The following is a 21,533-nucleotide window of genomic DNA, read 5'->3' as shown; positions in this document are numbered from 1 at the left end:
AGTATATATGAGCGCAGATTTACCCGACGAACCAGACGTAGAAGCCGCCAGAATCGAAACCGCCCGGATCGAAGACGAGATGGAGCAGTCGTATATCGACTACGCCATGTCTGTCATCGCCGGACGCGCACTACCCGACGTCCGTGATGGCCTCAAACCGGTCCACCGTCGGATTCTGTACGCCATGCACGAGGCAGGCGTTTCCTCGGGATCGGCTCACCGGAAGAGTTCCTCCATCGTCGGTGAGACGATGGGTGACTACCACCCTCACGGTGACAGCGCGATTTATGATACCCTCGCGCGGATGGCCCAAGACTTCTCGATGCGCTACCCGCTCGTCGACGGCCAAGGTAACTTCGGTTCGGTCGACGGCGATCCACCGGCCGCGATGCGCTACACGGAGGCCCGGATGGCCCCGATTGCCGAGGAACTGCTCGAAGACATCGACGCCGACACGGTCGACTTCAAAGCGAACTACGACGACCGCCTCGAAGAGCCGGATGTCCTCCCGTCGGCGTTCCCCAACTTGCTGGTCAATGGCTCGTCGGGGATCGCCGTCGGGATGTCGACCAACATCCCGCCCCACAATCTCGGCGAGGTGATCGACGCAACGGTCCACCTGATCAATAACCCAGACTGCACGGTCGAGGATCTGATGGACCACGTCAAGGGACCGGATTTCCCGACGGGTGCAAACATCGTCGGTCGAGCGGGGATTCACAGCGCCTACAAGACGGGCCGCGGCCGCGTTCGGATCCGCGCCGAGTTCGAAACCTACGAGGAAGAAGGCCGGATCGTGATCAACGAACTCCCGTTCCAAGAGAACAAATCACGGCTCGTCGAACGCATCGCCGACGATGTCAACGAGGGCAAGTTAGAGGGCATCCGCGATCTCCGCGACGAGTCCGACCGCGATGGAATGCGTGTCGTCATCGAACTCAAGCGGGATGCGATGGTCGACGTCGTCAAAAACCAACTGCTCGAAAGTCACCTCGAACGAACATTTGGCGTGATCAATCTCGCGTTGGTCGACGGGTCGCCACAGGTGCTCACACTCCGTGAGACGATCCACCACTATCTCGAACACCGCCGCGATGTCGTCCGGCGGCGCTCGGAGTTCGAGCTTGACGAGGCCGAAGATCGCGCCCACATTCTGAAGGGCCGACTGACCGCGCTCAACAACGTCGACGACGTCATCGAGACGATCCAAGACGCCGAGGACCGCGATGGGGCCAAAGCCGCCCTCCGCGAGCAGTTCGACTTCTCGGAGTCCCAAGTCGACCACATCGTGGCGATGCAACTTGGCTCGCTGACCTCGATGGAAGCCCAAGAGATCGAAGACGAGTACGAGGAGGTCCAGGCGAGAATCGAGCGACTCGAAGAGATCCTCACCAACGAGTCGGAGCTACTGGGCGTTATCGAAGAGGAACTCCTCGACATAATGGACGAGTACGACGACGACCGCCGGACCTCGATCATCGAAGACACCGGCACCGTCGCCCACGAGGACCTCATCCCCGAGGAGGATTCGGTCGTCGTCATGTCCAACGAGGACTACATCAAGCGGATGCCGCTGTCGACCTTTTCGGCCCAAAACCGCGGCGGCAAGGGGATCATCGGCACGGATCTCAAGGAGGGCGATTCGGTGTCGTCTGTGTTCGTGGCCAACAGCCACGACTACCTGCTCTGTTTCAGTAATCAGGGCCAGATCTACACCTTGCGCGGGTTCCAGATCCCCGAGATGAGCCGTACTGCCCGCGGCAAGTCGGCAGTCAACTTGCTGGATCTCGACAGCGGCGAGGAGCTAACCGCGGTCGTCAACATGGACGACATCGCATCCGACGAGATCGACGGCACACGATACCTGACGATGGTAACGCGTGACGGCTACATCAAGCGCACCTCCGTCGACGAGTTCCAGAACATCAACTCGACCGGAATCCGCGCGGTCCGACTCGAAGACGGCGACCAACTGGTCGACGTCGAGGTCACCGACGGCGACCGTACGCTGGTCGTCGCCACCGCCGACGGGATGTCGATCCGGTTCGACGAGGATGACGTGCGAGCGATGGGCCGGAGTGCCCGCGGGGTTCGGGGCGTCGACCTACAAGGCAAGGATACAGTTGCCGGTGTCGCTGGTGTCGACACCGAACGTCATAGCTGGGTACTCACTGTCACTGAAAACGGCTACGGCAAGCGCTCTGACATCGAGGAGTACCGCGTCCAATCCCGAAACGGCAAGGGGCTGATCGACATCAAAACGAACGACCGAAACGGGCAGGTTTGTGCGATGGAGACCGTCGGGCCGGGCGACCATCTAGTCGTCATGAGCCAGACCGGCCAGATCATGCGGACCCCCGTCGAAGGGATCTCGATTGTCGGCCGCAACACGATGGGCGTCATCGTGATGGAGCTCGAAAGCGGCGATCAGGTCGCCTGTCTCGACGTGATCCCACGCGAGATGGTGACCGACGCCTCCGAAGCCGACGTCGACCTCTCGGAGTCACCCGAGACAGAGTTAGAATAGTCGCGGCACCGAGCTACGAACGGTCGACTCGAATGAGTTCGTCGGCGCTGGATGCGAACGCCACTGCATCCGGGCCGAACGAATCCGCATACCGAACTAGGAGGGTCAACACTGTTTCCGGCCGCTCGACGACGTAGCGATCCGACCGGTCGAGCAGTCCGATCTCCTCTAACTCTCCAGCATAATTACTCACTGTCGCCCGCGATACCGACAGCCGGTCGGCCAGCTCGCTCCCGGTTTCGGCGGGTGATTCGAGCAGTTCGATCAGCATGCCGCGTGGCGTTTCGCGGCGGAGATAGCCCAACGTGACCTGCTCGAAGTTCGAAAACCGCCCGGCCGGGAAGAACCGACGGTACTCGCCATCGCGTCGGGAGTCGATTGCCTCGGCTTCGATGAGCGCCCGAAGGTGGTGCTGTGTCTCACCAGTGCCGAGCTGGAGGTCGTCGCGGAGCTTCGAAAAGTGCGCCCCGGGCGTTGTCGACAGATAGCCACGGATCGCATTCGGTACCTCGCTTCTGGACTCCTCCTCATCTGGGTCGTCTCCACTGGCAATGCCGACGAACGGGGCCGAGGCTCCGAGGGCGGCAAATCGCCGGAGCGTCGTTCGTTTCCGTTCGTCGACTGGATCGGTCATCTATCGTTCGTTGGGGGTATCAGTAATAAAAGTACTTCGACCCTAATTCGTTGTAAACGGATGGTAGGCACCGTTTACTAGCCCAATTACGTTCATTTTGAACTGGATTGTTGCCGGACACGATCGCTGACGATCCAGTTACTGTTCAGTTTCGGTCTCGCGTTCGAACGAGGCACCGCCGTCGGGTGAGGTCTCGGATTCAGTGAGTGCCTCCTCCTCAAGTTCCTCGTCGGCTTCGTCGATCACTTCATTGGGACTTTTGATACTCGTATCGCCGGTCTTGACCTGTTCGGCCTCCTGTTCGAGCTGTTCGATATCCATCTCAGCGGCCTGATCGATCTCACCGAGGATCTCGTCGATGTCGTCGAGCCCGAGCATCTTCCGGGTTTCGGCGTCGAACTCCTTGCCTTCGAGGCCTTCGGACTCCTGAATATCGCTGCCGGTGAGCTGTTTGCCGTAGCGACCCACCAGCGAGGTGAGTTCCTGCGGCAGGATGAACGTTGAGGACTCGCCCTGCCCGATGCGTTCGAGGCTCTCCATGCCGCGTTCGATGATTGCGCGTTCGCCCATCGCCTCGGCGGATTTGGCTCGCAGGACGGTCGAAATCGCATCACCCTGTGCTTCGAGGATCTGGCTCTGTTTTTCACCTTGGGCGCGGATGATGTCGCTCTGTTTGTCACCCTCTGCGGTCTCGACGGCGGAGCGGCGTTCACCCTGTGCTTCGAGGATCATCGCTCGGCGTCGACGCTCGGCGGAGGTCTGCTGCTCCATGGCCTGCTGGACCTCCTTCGATGGGTTGACCTCACGGACCTCGACGCTCTCGACGCGAATCCCCCACTCGTCGGTGGGTTCGTCCAGTTCGGTTCTGATTTTTGCGTTGATTTCTTGGCGTTTGTTGAGCGTGTCGTCGAGTTCCATGTCGCCGAGCACGGCCCGGAGCGTGGTCTGGGCGAGGTTAGAGACGGCCTTCTTGTAGTCGTCGACCTCCAAAAACGCCTTCTTGGCATCCATGACCTTGATGTAGACGACCGCGTCGGCGGTTACCGGCGAGTTGTCCCGGGTGATCGCTTCTTGGCGTGGGACGTCGAGTGTCTGGGTCCGCATATCGAAGGCGTAGGTCCGGGAGACGAACGGCGGGATGATGTTGAACCCCGGTTCGAGCAGTTTCCGGTACTCACCAAAGACGGTGAGGGCCTTCTTCTCGTATGCGTCGACGATTTCGACGGTCTGCCAGATGACGATGATGATAAAAAACAGGAACAGCAACCCGACCGCACTGACCGTCAGTGCCCCCAGTTGGAGTACGAGTGAGTCCATGTTGGTTCTTGGACTGACAGGCTCATAAGCGTTGGCTTCATTACGTACTACCGACAGATCTTGGGAGAAATAAACGGATCGTCGACCGGGTTCGGCCTCAGTTACTGTTCGTACTCTGGGTCGCGTTCCGACTCGTCGACACCCTCATCGCCGATTCGTTTTTCGAGATACTCGGTGGCGGCCGTTTCGTCCTGTTCGGGTGGCTCTACAGGGGTGTCCGAATCGTCGCGCCCAGCCGCGAGTTGGCGGTCGATGTCGTCTTCGATAATCGACAGCGCCTCGACGGTGACGACGTTGCCACCGCCGGGGTCGATGACCATTACGTCGGTGCCTTCCGGGATTTCGTTGTCCATCGAGCGGGCCGAGTAATAGGGGTTGAACCCGCCACCTTGGAGTTTGACCTGCCCACCTGTGGGGGTGACACGCTCGGTGACCCGGCCGGTCTTGCCTTGGAGTGCGGCGGAGTCGCTGGTCTGTTGTTGGCCCTTCCCGCCGTAGAAATCGAACTCGTGGTAGAGGTAGAACGCGATAGAGCCGAACAGTAGGGTAAGAATACCAAGCAGGAAGGGACCAGCCGCGAAAAACGGGCTCAATAGGAGCCCAGTGAGTCCAGCTCCGAGTAGACCGATCCCAACGACGATGAAGTTCGCACCGGGAGCGAGTGCTTCGGCCAACGAGATCAGGAGCCCAGCCGTAATCAGCAGTAGCGGCAACGTCTCCGGGCCCACAATCTCCAACTGGAGCAGGAGTGCCATAGCTACCCTATGTGTTCGACGTGTTTAATGTTACAGTGTCGACCACTGGCTACAGCCCCGTGAGGATGATCCCAACGGTCAACATGATTCCGAGACCGACGAAAACGGCGTGTTCCAGCGAGATCGATTCGGGTTCTACCGGTTCGGGCTCCGGTGGTTCGGGGTCGGCCTCAGGGCCAACATCGTCGACGCTAAAGCGCCACTCGCCGTCCTCGGATTCGGCTGCAGGTTCGGACTCGGGTTCTGCTGTCGGACCCTGACTCATACCCGCAACAGGGTCGCCGAACGGATAGGCTTAGCGTCTGGGGGTTCGGAGGACGTTCCCCTCGAAGACGACACCGCGTTCGGCGTCGATGCTGAGTGTCTGTCCCTCGGCGATCCGGTCGGGGACGATCGCACCGCTGAGCATCGGAATCCCGAGTTCGCGGGCGATCACAGCCGGGTAGCCGGTCATCCCTTCGCGGGCGTCGACGATGCCGCCGATCTTCTCGATATCACCTGTGAACTCGCCGTCGAACGCCGTCGACAGCGAGAGGATCGCACCCTCGGGAACGTCCGAGAGGTCGCCATCTGTCAGTCGGACGAGTGGGCCAGCGACGCGACCGCCGACGATCTGTTTGCCGCTGGCGATCTGCTCGGCGGCGACGTGGACCTTCAGCATATTGGTCGTCTGGGCCTGATCGATGTTCGAAACGAGCCCCGAGATGGCCACCACTGTATCCCCACTTTCGGCCGCATTGGCGTCGAGGGCGGCCTGCACGCTGCCTTCGAGGATATGCTCGACACTCTCTTGATACTCGAGGGATCGTGGAATGACACCCCAGACGAGTCCGAGCTGTCGACGAACCCGCTCGTTGGGTGTCGTGGCGACGATTGGGACCTGTGGTCGGAATTTGGCTGTCTTGCGGGCCGTATACCCCGATTCGCTGGCGGCGACGACTGCCGATGCACCGATATCACGGGCGAGATAGCGGGCCGAGCGAGCCAGTGCTTCGGTTCGTGACTGGTCTTTGGCACTCGGGACGCGCTGTTCGACGCTCTCGGCGTACTCGTCGGTTTCCTCGACGCCGTTGACGATGTCGGCCATCGTTTCGACAACCCGTACAGGGTGGTCGCCGATGGCAGTCTCGCCGGAGAGCATCACTGCGTCGGTGCCGTCGAGGACGGCGTTGGCCACGTCGGAGGCCTCCGCGCGCGTTGGTCGACGCGAATGGATCATCGATTCCAGCATCTCGGTGGCGGTGATAACCGGGACACCGGCGTCGACACACTTCTTGATAATGCGTTTCTGGACGACTGGGACGTCTTCGAGCGGACACTCGACACCCAGATCGCCGCGGGCGACCATCACGCCGTCGGCGGCGCTGATGATCGAATCGAGGTTCTCGACGGCACCGGCACGCTCGATTTTCGCAATCACGGGGATATCCGCATCACCGAACTCTTCGAGTTTGTCGATGATTTTGTAGACGTCCTCGCCGTCGCGGACGAACGAGGCCGCGACGAAATCGGCCTGCTTGTCGGCGGCGAGTTCGAGTTCCCGTTCGTCGCCCTCGGTGATGAGTTCGATATCGAGGTCGACGCCGGGGATGTTGACGCCTTTACGGCTCTGGAGTTTGCCGCCGGAGATGATCTCGGCGACGACCTCCTCGCCGTCGACGCGTCGGACGTGGGCCTCGATCCGGCCGTCGTCGAGGAGGATCGTGTCGCCGGGTTCGCATTCGGTGATCGAAACGGTGAGCCCGACGAACTCGGGTGTCGAGGTGTCGCCCTTGGCGAAGACGACTTCGGAGCCGGTTTCGAGCATGACCGGCTCGTCGATCTCTGCGGTTCGGACCTCGGGGCCTTTGAGGTCGACCATGACCGCCAGTGGCTCTGTCAGTTCGTCGTCGACGTCCCGTACCCGGTCGATGACCGTGCGACGGTGATCTGTCGAACCGTGGCTAGCATTGAGACGAGCAACGGACATCCCGGCGTCGGCAAGCGACCGGATGGTTTCGGCGTCATCCGATGCGGGGCCGAGCGTACAGACGATTTTCGCGTTTCTCATGTGCGGAGTTAGGCAAGAGGAGTTAAAAAAGCCCCCCGATACGACTGGTAACCAATTATTTTCTGTGTATATTTGAAATCTCGGCAGACAGTATCTCGTCCCAACTCTGATCGTGGGATAGACTGCCAGAAAACGGATGTTTCGGACTCACCCAATCGGATGGACTTTTCATCGGGAGGCACGTCTGTCGGGTATGCGAACACTTGCGTTCGATGGTCGACTGGGTGCCAGCGGGGATATGCTCCTCGGGGCGCTGCTGGCGGTCGGTGCGGATCCAACTGCCCTCGACCCGGTCGAATCAGCACTTTCCGTCCGATATGCGGTCGATTCGACGATTAAAAACGGGATTTCGGCGACCACCGTCGACGTATTGCTGACTGACGGCGCGACAGCCGAGCACGGCCACGACACAGGACATACTCATGACGAGAGCCATGATGAGAGCCACACCCACAGCCACGGTGATACTGACGACGGTGATGATCACGACCACAGCCATGATCACGGCCACAACCATGATCACGGCCACAGCCATGATCACGACCACACTCACGCCGAAGGCCACGGCCCCCACCGAAGCTATCGTGAGGTCGTCGACATCGTCGATTCCATGGACCTCCCCGAATCGGTCAAAGCCGACGCGCTCGGTGCGTTTCGCCTGCTCGGCGAGGCCGAAGCCGCGGTTCACGGCGAGCCGCTCGACGACATCCAGTTCCACGAGGTCGGCGCGGACGACGCCATCGCCGATATCGTCGGTGTGGCACTGCTCGTCGACGATCTGGACGTCGACCGGATCGTCACCACGCCGCTGTCGGTCGGTGGCGGCCACCGCGAAATGAGTCACGGCACCTACCCGATTCCCGGTCCTGCGGTGGTCGAAATCGCCGAGCGTGCCGACTGGTCGATTCAGGGCGGTCCCATCGAGGCCGAACTCCTCACGCCGACCGGCGCGGCGATTCTCGCCCAACTCGCCGAGGGCGTCGACACTCTCCCCGCGCTCTCGGTCGACGAAACCGGCTATGGAGCCGGTGACCACTCCTTTGAGTCCCATCCCAACGTCCTCCGGGCGACCGTCGGCGACGGTAGGAGTCGACTGAGCCGCGATTCGATCACGGTCTTGGAAACGAATCTCGACGATGCCTCGCCGGAACTACTGGGCGGCTTGCAGGAAACACTGACCGCCGCGGGCGCACGCGATGTATCGATTCTTCCCGTGACGATGAAGAAATCTCGACCGGGCCACCTCGTGAAGGTGATCTGCAAGCCCGAAGACGCCGAGCGCATCGCCCACCGACTGGCGCTCGAAACCGGGACGCTCGGCATCCGCGAACACGGTGCGGGCCACCGCTGGACCGCAGAACGACGGTTCGAGACCGTCGACCTCACCGTTGCTGGCGAACAGTACACGGTCGACGTAAAAATAGCGAGCACGACCGACGGCGAGGTCTACGACGTGAGCGCGGAGTACGACGATGCCGCCGCCGTCGCCAGTGAAACAGGTCGACCGATCAGCGAGATCATGCGGCGGGCAGAAACTGCGGTCGACGTTGATCGGTGAACTGGTAACTGGCGTATACTGCCGATGTCGGTGCGTTAGTGGTCGCCTAACGGTCCTCGTCGGAATCGGTGTCCGTATCGGTGAGTCGACTTCCTTCGTCGTCTTCGGCGGCGTCGACCTCGCTTCGTCCGTCGGGTGGGTCCGGTGACTCCAGTTCCGCGTCGCTGCCGGCTTCACCCTCGTCATCGTGAGCCGCACGTTCGTCACTGGCTGCGGCTTCATGACCACCTTCGGCCTCGTCGACTGCCTCGTCTATCGTCTCCTGTTGGCCCTCGGTGTCGCTTTTGCTTCCGCCGCCGATTTCGAGGATCGCTGCTTCGGCTTCTTCGTCCTCGTCGGTCGACCAGCCGACTTCGAACTCGATTTCGTACTCGGCTTCGTCGTCTTCCTCTTCGGTCTCGCGCTCGACTTCGATCTCAAACTCGGCTGTCTCGGGGACAGTCAGGCTCACCTCGTCCTCACCGGTGCTGAACGTGACCGAGCCATCCGCTTCGAGCCCATCGGCGAACTGCCGAAAGTACGACGCAATCGTTGCTCTGTCGTGCGATCCTTCGACTTCGATCAGTGTTTCTTCGGCCATATATCCACCGTCGCTTGCAAGCCGTATCAGTCTGTGTGGCCCTCGTGGAACCAGTCAGTAAAGCGACTCACACGAGTAGCTACCGATCAGTCGCTGTCGACTGAATCCTCGGCTGCGGTCGACAGCTCGGTAGTGTCAGACTCACCGCCGACCGAGAGATAGCAGCTGTCACGGGAGACCGAGGGGCTTTTGCGCTGACCAGTCAATTGCTGACTGTGAGCGAGCCAGTTTCGACCGGCTGTGGGGCACTCGATTCGCTGTTGGGCGGCGGCTTCGAGCGGGGAACGGTTACCCAGCTCTATGGGCCGCCAGCAGCGGGGAAAACCAACGTCGCGCTGTCGGCGGCGGTGGGTGTCGCTACTGACGGCGGGAAAGCGCTCTACATCGACACGGAGGGTCTCTCGGTCGACCGATTCCAGCAACTGATCGAGGCCAACTCCGAGGAACCGGTCGAACACGTCGCCTCACGGCTCATCATCACTGACGCAGTGGATTTCGACGAACAACAGGAGGCCGTCCGGGATGCCGCGGAGTTCGCCGAAGAGGTCGACCTGATGGTCCTCGATAGCGCCACGGGCTTCTACCGGCTCCAACGTGGCGAGGATGCCGAGGGCGGCGACTCGCTGCGGGCAGTCGCCCGACAGGTCACCCAACTGCTGTCGCTGGCACGAAAACACGATATCGCGGTCGTCATTACGAATCAGGTGTACTCTGATCCCGACACTGACCAGACGCGGGCGTTGGGAGGCCATACCCTCGAACACTGGACCGGCGTTGTGGTTCGGCTCGACCGGTTCCGCGGCGGTAACCGCCGGGCCACACTGGAAAAACATCGGGCCAAAGCCGCAGGCGAGAAAGCGACGTTCAAGATTACCGATTCGGGACTGGTCAGCGGCGACGCGCCCTGACAGCAGCCGTTTGACTGTCGTCACGGCGGCTATCTCGTACTACGCTCTCTATTTATATTCCGACTGGTCAACCGTCGGTAGCGATGGTCGGTCGACTGTGAAATGTTTATTAACGCCCGTCACACAGTTCGGGTGAGGACTCCACAGGAGAGACGGCACTGTGTGCGAGGGTAGCCAAGCCCGGAAACGGCGGCGGATTCAAGCTCCGCTCCTGTAGAGGTCCGTGGGTTCAAATCCCTCCCCTCGCATCGTTGCGGCTCACACCGCAAGATGCGGAAGACCGCTCTTGGAGCGTTCTTCCCTCGCAAAACTTCTCACAAACCAGTAACCAAGAGCTACCTCTGTTGGTGGTAAATAATCAAAAATAATACTGATTCTTATATGTGAGTAATCTACTTACCGTATATGAACCGTCGGACGTATCTCGCGGTCGGTAGTAGTGTTGCCGTTGCTGGATGTCTCGGCTATTTTGAGGACGACGAAACGGAAGCACCCGAATCGAACGCAGAGACACAGTCGACCGGCGATATGGAATCGGAGTCTTCAGCCGACGAGTCGGAACCAGAGGCTGACGAGCCACAGTCCGACCCCGAACCCGATCCGGAGGAACAGACTGACGACAGACAGCAGTCGACCGACGAGATCGAGTTCCAACGCTCGTTGGAGACGGCCGAACAGCAGTACCGTCGCGCACTCCAAGAGTACGTCCCGGAGGGTAGCGACCAGACGCTTCTTGATGTCTTTCCGAGTACCGAGATCGAATACAACAACGCCCGGGAATACCTCGAAACCGCCTCCGACATCCTCTGGCAGGAGACACGCGAGTTAGCAACGACTGCACAACAGGAAGCCACAGTGCGGGAGTATCGGACATACGACGAGCTGATCCCCGATCTGGCCCGAATCCAGCGGTATATTTACCTTGTCTATACTCGCATCAAGCCTGTCAGCGCCGAGCCAACCTACTCCCGTCGACCGTCCCAGTTGGCCAGTCTCAAAGCCGACTACGAAGCTCTCGGCGAGGAGCTGGCTGAGAAGGAACTATACATGGACGAGATCCAAACAAAGTACGACCAACAGGCGTGGCAGATCGAGTTGGTCGACCGGATGTTTACCGGGTTGGTAAACATCGGGGGGCCACAGCAACGCAACTCCCGATCACAGACGGAGCTCCAACTCGCTCGCAACGAGTTTCGAACCGTTACAGAACAACTCGAAGATCCGACATCCGCTCCTCCTGAAGACCGAACCGATCAAGAGTTCCTCAAACTCGCCACGGAGTGGTTCGAGCTAGCTGACGACACGCTTCGAGAGGGCTCTACCTGACGGTCGCACGCTCCGAACCGAGTTTTGAGGACCGCCATCGGTCGGGTGGCTGGGCTGCCACTCGATAGTTCCAGCCACAGGGGTTTCCCGGCAGTCGACTGTGGCCCGTTTGGACGAAATCTACAGCTGACGCTCGGCTGTTCTGTGAGCCTCGGAACACAGCCGAAAACAGCGGTGGTCGACTGAGCTACGCTTGGCCAGTGCCGAGGTAGAGGACGACGACGAGGAAGATCCAGACGACGTCGACAAAGTGCCAGTACATCGAGGCCGTACTCACCGAGAGATGCCGTTCGGCGGAGTACTGGCCGTAGAGACCACGGACGAAGACGATGCTGAGGAAGACGACCCCGAGCATGACGTGAAGACCGTGGAGACCGGTCAGCCCGAAGAACGCCGAGCCGTAGATTCCCTCCGAGAGGGTAAAGCCCTCGTGAATGATGAACTCGAAGTACTCCAGTGCCTGGCCGCCGAGGAAGACCACGCCCAACAGGAGGGTCAGGCCCATCCCGCGGAGGAAGTTGGTTCGGTCATCGCTCCGGATGGCGACGTGGGCCCAGTGGAGCGTGAACGACGAGGCGACCAAGATGGCGGTGTTTGCCAAAATCAGCGAACTCACGAGGTCGGGCGTTGTGGCTGGAAGCGTCCACTCACCGCTGCCCGCACGGAAGTAGAAGTAGTAGCCGAAAATGGCACCGAACGTCGCCAGCTCCGATCCCAAAAACGCGATCATCCCCCAACGGAGCGATGAGATCCCGTGTTCGGTGGTGTCTCGCGTCCAGAACTTCGTGATGAAGGCGTGGTAGAGCCAGCCGTAGATCCCCGTCAGAAACAGGCCGACACTGCCAGCGACGACCGCTGGGCCAGCCAGCGGATGTACGAGATCGGCGACGATCCAGAGTGCGACACCGATATAAATGCCTGCGCCACCCATAGCCGTCACGAACGGCCACCAACTCGCCTCACCGAAGCCGCGCGGCCAGTCTTCGACCGCCGGGAGATGATGGTGATGGTCGTCGTGTCCCTCCTCCGTTTCGGTACTCATAGGGGTCAGTTTCGACCCTGTGACTAAAAATCCTCCCAACCGTCGCCGGGGGTGAACGGCAGTCGAGACGCCGAGTCGCAAGCTACTCCTATCGGCTCACCCAATCGCCGTCAATGGACCGTCGACGGCTCGGGTGGGCTGGCTTCGGATTCGTCACAGCAATACTGATAGTCCTCGCGGCAAGCGAGACCGTACTCGCTCACGCCGCCGGACTCAGAGCGGCCGGAGCAACGACAGTCACCGTCCCGACGTGGCTGTTTCTGGCCACCGGCGGCGGCGCAGTTGGGGCGTCGTTCCTCTTGGCCTCCTTCGTTACCGACCGGGTATTTATCCGTTCGTTTCACGAGTGGGGCGGCAGGCTCCCCGCGCCGGGCCGGCTCATCACGCTCGCTGGTCGACTGACCGGGCTTGGCCTGCTGGCGCTCACCATCTACGTGGGCTACACCGGCCCCCCAACCGCACTCCGTAACTTTGCGGTCGTCTTCGTCTGGGTGGCGTGGTGGGGCGGTTACGTCGCCTCGACCTACCTGCTCGGCAACACGTGGTCGACACTCAACCCATTCCGCACGATAGCCGACCTGCTCCCGACGATTGGTCGCGAGTATCCCGACCGACTGGGCGCGTGGCCGAGCGTGGCCGGACTGCTGGCGTTGATTTGGATCGAAGTCGTCACGCCGCTGGCTGACGATCCACGCCTGCTCGCCACGGCGATAGTCGCCTACGGTGGGGTTACCGTCACTGGAGCGGTGGTATTTGGTTCGGATCGGTGGTTTGGCTCGGTCGACCCGATTTCACGAGCGTTCTCGTACTTCGGGCGGTTCGCGCCCTTCGAGCGAACCGCGGATGGAATCTCGTTCCGACTCCCCGGGATGGCACTCACCGATCCGGAGTTCGTTTCGGGACGCGACGAGGTCGCCTTTATTGTCTGTCTGCTGTATGTCACTACCTTCGATGGCTTCGTTGCGACATGGCTGTGGGAAACGTTCGCTGTCGGCGTCGTCAGGCTGGGAGTACCACCGTTGGCCGTCTACCTGCTTGCCTACCTCGCTGGCTTCGGGCTGTTTCTGGGCGCGTTCTGGTGGTCGATAGGGGTGGCCCGTCGCTACGGGAATACCTACATCACGCGAGAGGCGCTCGGTAAGCGGTTTGCCCCCTCATTGCTGGCCATCGCGGTCGGCTACCATCTCGCACACAATCTCAGTTTCTTCCTCGGCCTGCTGCCCACTGTGGTCGTCGTCGGTGCTGGCCCACTGTCGCCACCCCAACAACCACCCGTGTTGGCGGGACTTCCCGGCTGGGTATCCGGCGTTGAGATGGCACTGATTTTAGGCGGCCACATGATCGCCGTCTGGGTCGCTCACGCGGCGGCCTACGAACTGCTCCCCGGTCGACTCGAAGCGATCAAAAGCCAGTATGGGATCACACTCGTGATGGTCGGCTACACGATGATCAGCCTCTGGGTGGTTACCACACCAATTGTCGAACCGCCGTTCATCGCTGGAGGTGGCCCATGACCGATCAACCACAGCCTGAAACTGACGTTCCGGTCGACGAAACGCCGGTAGTCTGTCCCTACTGTGAGTTTGAACTCACTGATGACAAACAGTATCGACTGCATCTCGGTCTCGAACATTATCAAGCGCTTACTGACGATGAACGAGAAGCCTTCAAAAAGGCCTACACCGAAGAAGAAAAGTCACTCAACCGGTTTCGGATCGTGGCCCTCGGTGCGCTGGTCGCGCTCTATTTCGGCTTTTTGCTCGTCTATGCCGTGCTCGCGGTCTGATAGTACGCTGTACTCGCCATTAAATCCATTTTATTTCCACTGAATAAAACGTGCGACGCTCCGGAAACTATTTCAGTCGTCTGTAGCGACGTTATACCAAATGGATCGCGAGATAGTCGACGCCGTAACCGAGTGGGAGTCACACCCATTCAGCGGTGGCTACGAGGGACTTCACGGGCTTGCCGACCGCGAGTTTTCGGGCGCGGTAACGGCGGGCACGGCATGGGCGTTCATGCTCAACGGGCGACTCATCGGTATCGATGAGGGGTCGCTGTCGTCGTTTGCCGAAACCGACGGCACGGCATACGAGGCTCCGTCCCCCGCATTGCCGTTGCTGTACGCAATGCGGAGTCGGAGCGAAAAGCAAGCCCAGTACTACACGAATAAAAAGACGATCTCCGAGGCGGACGCGACGCTTTCGTCGGGTAGTTTCACGGGCTATATCGAACTCTCGGAGAACGTGCTGTCGGGCGACTACTACACGGTCTACTACGGTGGGAAATCGATGAGTGTCGCCTTCGTTGGAAACAGTCGACAGCTGCTGACCGACGAGGAGGCCTTCGAGCGCGCCGACGACGAGGTCGGCATTTACACCGTCTATGCATCCGATCTGGAAGTCATCGATATCCCGGAACCTGTTGGCGGTAGTGACGATCCATCGACCGCAGACAGTGATGTCTCGGCCGAGGAGAGTGAGGACGACGAGTCGACCGAAGACGACGCTGTCAGCGACACCGACACAGTCGACTCGGTGACACCAACCCCAAAAACGACCGGGAGTGAAACAGAGACCACAGCTAGCGACAGGCCGACGGCCAGCAACGGATCGACGGCTGGCAGTGAGTCGGCGAACGCGCCGTCGACGCCGGAAACGAACGGTGATCGGGGTGTGTCACGACCCTCGCCGACAGCAGGCTCCTCGACCACAGCCAGCGAATCATCGGCTCCGGAGTCATCGACTGCATCGACAGAGGCGTCGACCGCAACCACGGAGTCGACTGATCCGAAGACGGACGAAGACGTGTTTAGCAACGAGGCGGAGTGGCGCAATGCGAAGACGATTCCGTCGCTCGATCCGAGTAGCGATCCCGAGCAGGGGGGAACGCAGTCGACCCAACGGTCGGCATCGCAGACCGCACGGCGGAAATCGAAATCGAAATCGGAGGGACAGCTCTCCCGAAAACAGTTACAGAAGCGGCTCAAGCGTGCCGAACAGGTGATGCAGAAGGCCGAAGAGCAACACGAGAAACTGGTTACAGAACGCGACAGCGCTCAGGCCGAACGCGACAAGGCCCGCAAGGAGCTTGAGACCGTCCGAACCAAGCTCTCGGAGGCCGAAGCCGAGATCGATCGGCTCGAATCCCAACTGGAGTCGGACACGACCGTCGACGTGGGTGGGATGTCGACCGGGAGCCAGTCGATGAGTACGTCCGAAGCCCTAGAGGGCACGAATCTCCTCGTGCGGTACGCCTCGAAAGGAGACGCCACGCTGGAAGACGCTATTTCCGGGGAAGCGAGCCAAGACGAAGTCATGACCAACCTCCGGATCGAGCCGCATACGACCTTCGAAAGCGAGGGTGTGAGCGTCGACGGCACCCCCTTCGAGACGTTCCTAGAGGGCCGGATCGAACTCGCGTTCGTCCGGTGGCTCGTCGAGGAGTTCCTGTTCGACATCCAGCAGACGGGCAACCAGACCGATCTCGCCCGGATCTACGAGGCGATTCCGACGATCAACCGGGCCGAACTCCGCGGCAGTATCTCGCTCGGTACTGACGAGGAAGACGACCCAGTCGAGGCCACCTTCGATCTTGTCGTCCGCGACAAACGGGACCAGCCGGTGTTCGTCGCTGATTTCAATGAATCCAAGCAGCCCGTCGGCGGCGGCATGGTGAACACACTCGTCCGAGACGGCAGCGAGATCATTCAACGCGAAGAGAGCTTTGCCGGCGCGTTCGCAGTGACGACGAGCTACTACAAGGGCGAGGCGCTGGATGCTGCGGCCGACGCGACCGGTGGCGGCCTGCTGAGCGCGAGCCGTGGCAAAAGCTTCGTCTACATCTCCCGAAAACAGGGGTTCCATCTCTGTCTGGTCGAAAAACTCGGCGACACGTTCGATCTCCACGTCCCGGAACTGTAGACAGTTCGTCGGACTGTCGACCGAAAACAGCAAGCTATCGCCCGCGGCGACAAACAGTGTAGAGATCTAGCCTTCGATCTCTGCGGCGTCGTCGATGCGCATCGTGCGAAGCTTCTCGACGATGGAGTCGATCTTGTTGTCGAGGTCGTCGACGAACTCCTCGGTGTGATCGGTCTGGATCGCACCCTGGCTCGATGGCTCGATGAGGTTCTCCTCTTCGAGCACGCGAAGCGAGTAGCGTACCTTGTGATGTGGGTAGCCGGTCTCGTTCGACATCTTGACGATGCCGATGGGTTCGTTCTCGATCACCATGCGGAGGACCTGTAGGTGCCGTTCGAGCATGTCGACTTCTTTCTCAAGTCTGTCTATCATGACACATGCTAACTTGTCTTGATCCGTTTTAAAGGTTGCTGTCGGACGGGGTAAAAAGGTCAGTAGTATGAGTACTTGGGGTGGTAGTAGTTAACAGTTCGGATTCTGTGGCGTGTTGCCACGCCAGTTGTGGGTCGGTGTGGGCTGGGATGACCCCCGGTCGACGATGGTTGCAATTGCCCGTGGTCGGTGGGGCTGTGACGTGGACCGTAATCGGTTTACCCCCTGCTTGTGAAGCGACGGCTGTTATGACCGTAACTATCGTCGGCTCCCAGTTGGGCGACGAGGGCAAGGGCGCTCTCGTCGACATCTGGGGTGGCGACGCCGACGTCGTCGTCCGGTATCAGGGCGGCGACAACGCCGGCCACACTGTCGTTCGAGACGGCAACGAGTACAAACTTTCTTTGGTCCCCAGCGGTGCCGTCCGTGGCAAAGTCGGGATTCTTGGCAACGGCTGTGTTGTCAACCCCGAGACCCTCTTCGACGAGCTCGACACGCTTCGTGAGAAAGGACTCGACCCCGACGTGCGGATCGCCCGCCGGGCCCACGCGATCCTCCCATATCACCGTGTTCTCGACGGCATCGAAGAGGAAGTCAAAAGCGACTCGGATCTCGCCGCCGGAACCACCAAACGGGGAATTGGCCCAACCTACGAGGACAAGGCCGGTCGACGCGGCATTCGCATCGGCGACATGCTTGACCCCGAAGTCCTTCGGGACCGTCTCGAATACGTCGTCCCGCAGAAACGGGATCTCGCCGAGGAGATCTACGGCCTCGACATCGAGAACTCCGAACACGCCGACGCCTTCGACGTTGAGGCGCTGTTCGAGACCTACAACGAGTACGGCCAGCGGTTCCGTGAGGAATCGATGACGGTCAACTGTGGGGATTTCCTCGGCAAGAGCCTCGACGACGGCGAGGAACTGCTGTTCGAGGGCGCACAGGGGACCTCTATCGACATCGACCACGGTATCTACCCCTACGTCACCTCCTCGAACCCAACCGCTGGCGGGGCATCCGTCGGCACCGGTGTCGGTCCGACCGTCATCGGCCAAGGTGAGGTCGTCGGCATCGTCAAGGCCTATCTCTCGCGTGTCGGCACTGGCCCGCTCCCGACCGAACTCGACGGTAACGACACCGAAGAAGAACTAGCTGACTTCATCCGCGAGAAAGGCGGCGAGTTCGGCACCGTGACCGGTCGACCGCGCCGGATCGGCTGGCTCGATATCCCGATGCTTCGGCACGCCGCTCGCGCAAACGGCTTTACTGGGATCGCTGTCAACCACATCGACGTACTGGCTGGTTTGGACGAGGTCAAAGTCGGCCACGCCTACGAACTCGACGGCGAGGAGATCAAAACGATGCCCGCGACCACCGAACGCTGGGGCGACTGTGAGCCAGTGCTCAAATCCTTCGAGCCATGGCCGGAAGTCGACTGGGCCGACGTGGCTGAAGAGGGGTACGAGGCGATTCCGGCCAACGCCCGCGAATATCTCGAATACGTCAGCGAGGAAGTCGGTGCACCGATCTATGCGATTGGTGTCGGCCCGGGCCGCGAAGAGACGGTCGTTCGGGCCAACCCCTTCGGCTCGCAGTAACGGCACAGCCCAAAAGTAACACTTACACTGGTTTGTCGACCTTCCTTCGGTATGAGCGAAACCGTACTTCTCGTCGGTGGCGGCGGCCGCGAACACGCCATTGCCCACGCGCTGGCCCCTGACTGTTCACTGTACGCGGCTGCGAGCAACCGCAACCCCGGAATAATTCGGCTCGCCGATGGGTTTGAGAAACTCGATGAGACCGACAGCGAAGCGATTGTCGACTACGCCGAGGACGTTGAGGCCACCCTCGCCATCGTCGGCCCCGAATCCGGCCTGCAGGCCGGTGTCGCCGATGCCCTCGATGAGGCCGGGATCTACACTTTCGGTCCACAGGCCGAAGAAGCCCGCATCGAGACCGACAAAGCGTTCCAGCGGCGGTTCATGCAGGACAACGACATTCCGGGCTGTCCGATCTTCGAGACGTTCGACGACATGGACGCGGCCTGCGATTACATCGACGACAGCGAGATCGATCTCGCGGTCAAACCCGCCGGACTGACCGGCGGCAAGGGCGTGAAAGTCATCGGCGATCAGGTCGACAAGGAGGGCGCGAAGGAGTACATTCGGAGCGAAGACTACGACCGGGTCGTCCTCGAAGAGCGATTCGTCGGCGAGGAGTTCACCCTACAGGCGTTCGTCGCCGACGGCGACCTTCGGACCACCCCAGCCGTTCAGGACCACAAGCGCGCCTACGAGGGCGACGAGGGACCGAACACCGGCGGGATGGGCAGCTACAGCGACACCGGCTTCGAACTGCCGTTTATGAACGACGGCGACTACGAGGCCGCCGTCGACATCATGGAGGCGACCGTCGAGGCGATGCCCGAATACAAGGGCATTCTCTACGGCCAGTTCATGCTGACGAGCGACGGGCCAAAAGTCATCGAGTACAACGCCCGCTTCGGTGATCCGGAGGCGATGAACACGCTGCCGGTCCTCGACACACCGTTCATCGAGGTGCTGACCGCGGCTCGTGATGGCGAGGAACTGCCCGAACTCGACTTTTCGGGTGAGGCGACTGTCTGCAAGTACGCCGTTCCGGCAGGCTACCCAACCGATCCGGATTCGGGTGCCAAAATCACGGTCGACGAAGACACGGTTGGCGAAGGGCTGCTGTTCTACGCAAGCGTCGACGAACGCGATGATGGCCTCTACACGACGACCTCTCGATCCTTCGCGGTCGTCGGGCTGGCTGACAGTATCGACGCCGCCGAAGAGATCGCTGACGACGCGCTGGCGGCGGCTGGCGACGGCCTCCGTATCCGGCACGACATCGGCAAGGCCGACCTCGTCCAGCAGCGTGTCGACCACATGGCCGAGCTTCGCGGCGACGACTGAGCGGCTCGCCCACTCAGCTTTTTAAATAATCTATTCGACGAGTACAGTCTCAGTATCGGTTTATAAGTAGTCAAAGACTACTGCGGATGCTATTTTAGGGATACCGGACGTACAGCAAGATGTGAGTTCCCCACAGGCCGACAGCGAGCGTCGACACGACCGACTCGAACGCCATCCGACCACCGGCCAGCGCAACTCGCTGTGGTCGTGGCCCGAGGCCAAGTCGCCGCTCCGGATCGTCAGCAACTATCTGGTCGTCTGGCTGATTCGCCTCTCGCCGAGCCTCCGACTCAAAAACTGGCTGGCGAGTCGACTCGGAGTGACCGTCGGCGAGGGCGTCTCGTGGGGCCTTGAGTCGACGCCCGACGTGTTTTGGCCCGAACGCATTACGGTCAACGACCACGCAATCATCGGCTACGACGCCACCATTCTTTGCCACGAATTTTTGCAGGACGAGTACCGCGTGGGTGACGTCGTTATCGGCGAGCGAGCGATGATCGGAGCCGGGGCAGTCATTTTGCCGGGCGTCGAGATCGGCGAGGAGGCCCAGATCGCGGCGAACTCACTGGTGGCCCACGATGTTCCCGCTGGCGAGACGGTTGCGGGAGTTCCAGCGAAGATAGTCGACCGACAGCATGACGAGGCGTCGACCGATCCCGACTCTGTCGACGAGTAACACCACCATCGTCCTCACATTGGCACGGCTTCCTGCGTACTTGACGCGTCTCCTCTTCTACGGTGGCAACCGGTCTGCTGACTGTCCTGACTGTCCTGACGCTGTACCGCCGTGGAATCCTCATATCGATTGCCGCCGCTCGATTCTGGATAGCGAGTTGACCACGCGATCTGTACACAGGCCATTATATACCTAATAGAACATGCACAGAACCCTCATAGGGTATTATCGAACACGACTCGGTATGGCACGCGTCTCCTACCAGCACCGTCTGGACACACTCCGTGAGGACGTCCTTTATATGTCGGAGCTCGTCATTGATCGACTCCGACTCGCGTTGACCGCACTCGAAGGGACCGACGAATCGCTAGCCCACGAGGTGATCAATGGTGACAACGAGATCAACGACCTGTATCTCGATCTCGAAGGCGACTGTATCGATCTGGTCGCCCTCCAACAGCCGGTGGCCTCGGATCTCCGATTTATTGCGGCCTCGTTCAAGATCATCACCGACCTCGAACGCATCGGTGACCTTGCGGTGAACTTGGCCGAGTACTCGCTGTCGACCGACCGGATACGCTTCCCGGATGTCGACATCCAGACTATCGGCAGCGTCGTCACTGTGATGGTCGAAGACGCGATGCGTACCTACGCCGAGGCAGACCGTGAGCTGTGTTACGAACTCGAAGCGCGGGACGATAGCGTCGACCAGCAGTGTGAGACCGCCTCCGAAGCAGTCGTCCGTGACCTGCTGGCCCGCGATGAGTCGACTGATGTCGACCTCGAAGGCCTGTTGGCCGACATCTCGCGGCTCCTGTTGACCGTCCGTGATCTCGAACGTATCGGCGACCACGCAGTCAACATCGCGTCTCGCAGCCTGTATATGATTCAGAACGACGCTGATCTGCTCTACTAAACTATCTCTG

Annotated in this window: 19 protein-coding genes and 1 tRNA gene; 12 read left to right on the top strand and 8 right to left on the bottom strand. The window is 60.6% G+C overall.

Going from position 1 to position 21,533, the window contains the following annotated elements:
• Positions 1 to 7 precede the first annotated feature (7 nt).
• On the top strand, positions 8 to 2,527 hold the full coding sequence (gyrA, locus tag HALTADL_RS14780) for a DNA gyrase subunit A (protein WP_089670875.1): 2,520 nt from the start codon (positions 8 to 10) through the stop codon (positions 2,525 to 2,527).
• 13 nt (positions 2,528 to 2,540) lie between these two features.
• On the opposite strand, the gene HALTADL_RS14775 is transcribed toward gyrA, so the two are convergent.
• The 5 genes from HALTADL_RS14775 to pyk form a co-directional block, all read right to left on the bottom strand.
• Positions 2,541 to 3,161: a winged helix-turn-helix transcriptional regulator gene (locus HALTADL_RS14775; RefSeq protein ID WP_089670876.1), complete on the bottom strand. Its 621-nt coding sequence runs from the start codon at positions 3,159 to 3,161 to the stop codon at positions 2,541 to 2,543.
• Positions 3,162 to 3,299: 138 nt separating this feature from the next.
• Positions 3,300 to 4,478: an SPFH domain-containing protein gene (locus tag HALTADL_RS14770; protein ID WP_089670877.1), complete on the bottom strand. Its 1,179-nt coding sequence runs from the start codon at positions 4,476 to 4,478 to the stop codon at positions 3,300 to 3,302.
• A gap of 101 nt (positions 4,479 to 4,579) precedes the next feature.
• On the bottom strand, positions 4,580 to 5,233 hold the full coding sequence (locus HALTADL_RS14765) for an NfeD family protein (protein WP_089670878.1): 654 nt from the start codon (positions 5,231 to 5,233) through the stop codon (positions 4,580 to 4,582).
• Positions 5,234 to 5,282: 49 nt separating this feature from the next.
• A complete protein-coding gene (locus tag HALTADL_RS14760; RefSeq protein WP_089670879.1) occupies positions 5,283 to 5,498 on the bottom strand; it encodes a DUF7312 domain-containing protein in 216 nt (71 codons plus the stop codon).
• Positions 5,499 to 5,528: 30 nt separating this feature from the next.
• Positions 5,529 to 7,283, bottom strand: a complete 1,755-nt coding sequence (gene pyk, locus HALTADL_RS14755) for a pyruvate kinase (protein ID WP_089670880.1) — start codon at positions 7,281 to 7,283, stop codon at positions 5,529 to 5,531.
• Positions 7,284 to 7,476: 193 nt separating this feature from the next.
• Between pyk and larC the strand changes: the two genes are divergently transcribed.
• A complete protein-coding gene (gene larC, locus HALTADL_RS14750) occupies positions 7,477 to 8,841 on the top strand; it encodes a nickel pincer cofactor biosynthesis protein LarC (RefSeq protein ID WP_089670881.1) in 1,365 nt (454 codons plus the stop codon).
• 46 nt (positions 8,842 to 8,887) lie between these two features.
• Here larC and HALTADL_RS14745 read toward each other — a convergent pair whose 3' ends face one another.
• Positions 8,888 to 9,421, bottom strand: coding sequence for an amphi-Trp domain-containing protein (locus tag HALTADL_RS14745; RefSeq protein ID WP_089670882.1), 534 nt, complete (start codon positions 9,419 to 9,421; stop codon positions 8,888 to 8,890).
• A 158-nt stretch (positions 9,422 to 9,579) separates the two neighbouring features.
• On the opposite strand from HALTADL_RS14745, the gene radB reads away from it, so the two are divergent.
• From radB to HALTADL_RS14730, 3 genes are all read left to right on the top strand, one after another.
• A complete protein-coding gene (gene radB / locus HALTADL_RS14740) occupies positions 9,580 to 10,329 on the top strand; it encodes a DNA repair and recombination protein RadB (RefSeq protein ID WP_265472959.1) in 750 nt (249 codons plus the stop codon).
• Positions 10,330 to 10,493: 164 nt separating this feature from the next.
• Positions 10,494 to 10,577: transfer RNA gene (locus HALTADL_RS14735), tRNA-Leu, on the top strand.
• A gap of 157 nt (positions 10,578 to 10,734) precedes the next feature.
• Positions 10,735 to 11,655, top strand: a complete 921-nt coding sequence (locus HALTADL_RS14730) for a hypothetical protein (protein WP_089670884.1) — start codon at positions 10,735 to 10,737, stop codon at positions 11,653 to 11,655.
• 187 nt (positions 11,656 to 11,842) lie between these two features.
• Here the strand turns inward: HALTADL_RS14730 and HALTADL_RS14725 are convergent, their stop codons facing one another.
• Entirely contained in the window at positions 11,843 to 12,697 is an 855-nt protein-coding gene (locus HALTADL_RS14725) for a cytochrome c oxidase subunit 3 (RefSeq protein WP_089670885.1), read from the bottom strand.
• Between the two features lie 113 nt (positions 12,698 to 12,810).
• On the opposite strand from HALTADL_RS14725, the gene HALTADL_RS14720 reads away from it, so the two are divergent.
• From HALTADL_RS14720 to HALTADL_RS14710, 3 genes are all read left to right on the top strand, one after another.
• Positions 12,811 to 14,211 carry a hypothetical protein gene (locus HALTADL_RS14720; RefSeq protein ID WP_089670886.1) on the top strand — a complete coding sequence of 467 codons (1,401 nt, stop codon included), beginning with the start codon at positions 12,811 to 12,813 and terminating at the stop codon, positions 14,209 to 14,211.
• Positions 14,208 to 14,483: a hypothetical protein gene (locus HALTADL_RS14715; RefSeq protein WP_177171889.1), complete on the top strand. Its 276-nt coding sequence runs from the start codon at positions 14,208 to 14,210 to the stop codon at positions 14,481 to 14,483. Before HALTADL_RS14720 ends, HALTADL_RS14715 begins: the two co-directional genes overlap by 4 nt.
• 100 nt (positions 14,484 to 14,583) lie before the next feature.
• Positions 14,584 to 16,620 carry a DUF7527 domain-containing protein gene (locus tag HALTADL_RS14710; RefSeq protein ID WP_089670887.1) on the top strand — a complete coding sequence of 679 codons (2,037 nt, stop codon included), beginning with the start codon at positions 14,584 to 14,586 and terminating at the stop codon, positions 16,618 to 16,620.
• A gap of 66 nt (positions 16,621 to 16,686) precedes the next feature.
• Here the strand turns inward: HALTADL_RS14710 and HALTADL_RS14705 are convergent, their stop codons facing one another.
• Positions 16,687 to 16,992 carry a hypothetical protein gene (locus HALTADL_RS14705; protein WP_089670888.1) on the bottom strand — a complete coding sequence of 102 codons (306 nt, stop codon included), beginning with the start codon at positions 16,990 to 16,992 and terminating at the stop codon, positions 16,687 to 16,689.
• Positions 16,993 to 17,240: 248 nt separating this feature from the next.
• Here HALTADL_RS14705 and HALTADL_RS14700 point away from each other — a divergent pair, with 248 nt between their 5' ends.
• From HALTADL_RS14700 to phoU, 4 genes are all read left to right on the top strand, one after another.
• A complete protein-coding gene (locus tag HALTADL_RS14700) occupies positions 17,241 to 18,590 on the top strand; it encodes an adenylosuccinate synthase (RefSeq protein ID WP_089670889.1) in 1,350 nt (449 codons plus the stop codon).
• Between the two features lie 51 nt (positions 18,591 to 18,641).
• Positions 18,642 to 19,931 (top strand): phosphoribosylamine--glycine ligase, encoded by a 1,290-nt coding sequence (gene purD / locus HALTADL_RS14695; RefSeq protein WP_089670890.1) that lies wholly within the window; start codon positions 18,642 to 18,644, stop codon positions 19,929 to 19,931.
• A gap of 121 nt (positions 19,932 to 20,052) precedes the next feature.
• Positions 20,053 to 20,607, top strand: a complete 555-nt coding sequence (locus HALTADL_RS14690; protein WP_089670891.1) for an acyltransferase — start codon at positions 20,053 to 20,055, stop codon at positions 20,605 to 20,607.
• 244 nt (positions 20,608 to 20,851) lie between these two features.
• The gene (gene phoU, locus HALTADL_RS14685) at positions 20,852 to 21,523 is read left to right on the top strand and encodes a phosphate signaling complex protein PhoU (RefSeq protein WP_089670892.1); all 672 of its coding nucleotides are present in this window, start codon (positions 20,852 to 20,854) and stop codon (positions 21,521 to 21,523) included.
• Positions 21,524 to 21,533: the final 10 nt, after the last annotated feature.

This window comes from Halohasta litchfieldiae (genome assembly GCF_002788215.1).
In the GTDB taxonomy this organism is placed as follows: Archaea; Halobacteriota; Halobacteria; order Halobacteriales; family Haloferacaceae; genus Halohasta; species Halohasta litchfieldiae.
This window is presented reverse-complemented; position numbering and strand designations above follow the sequence as displayed.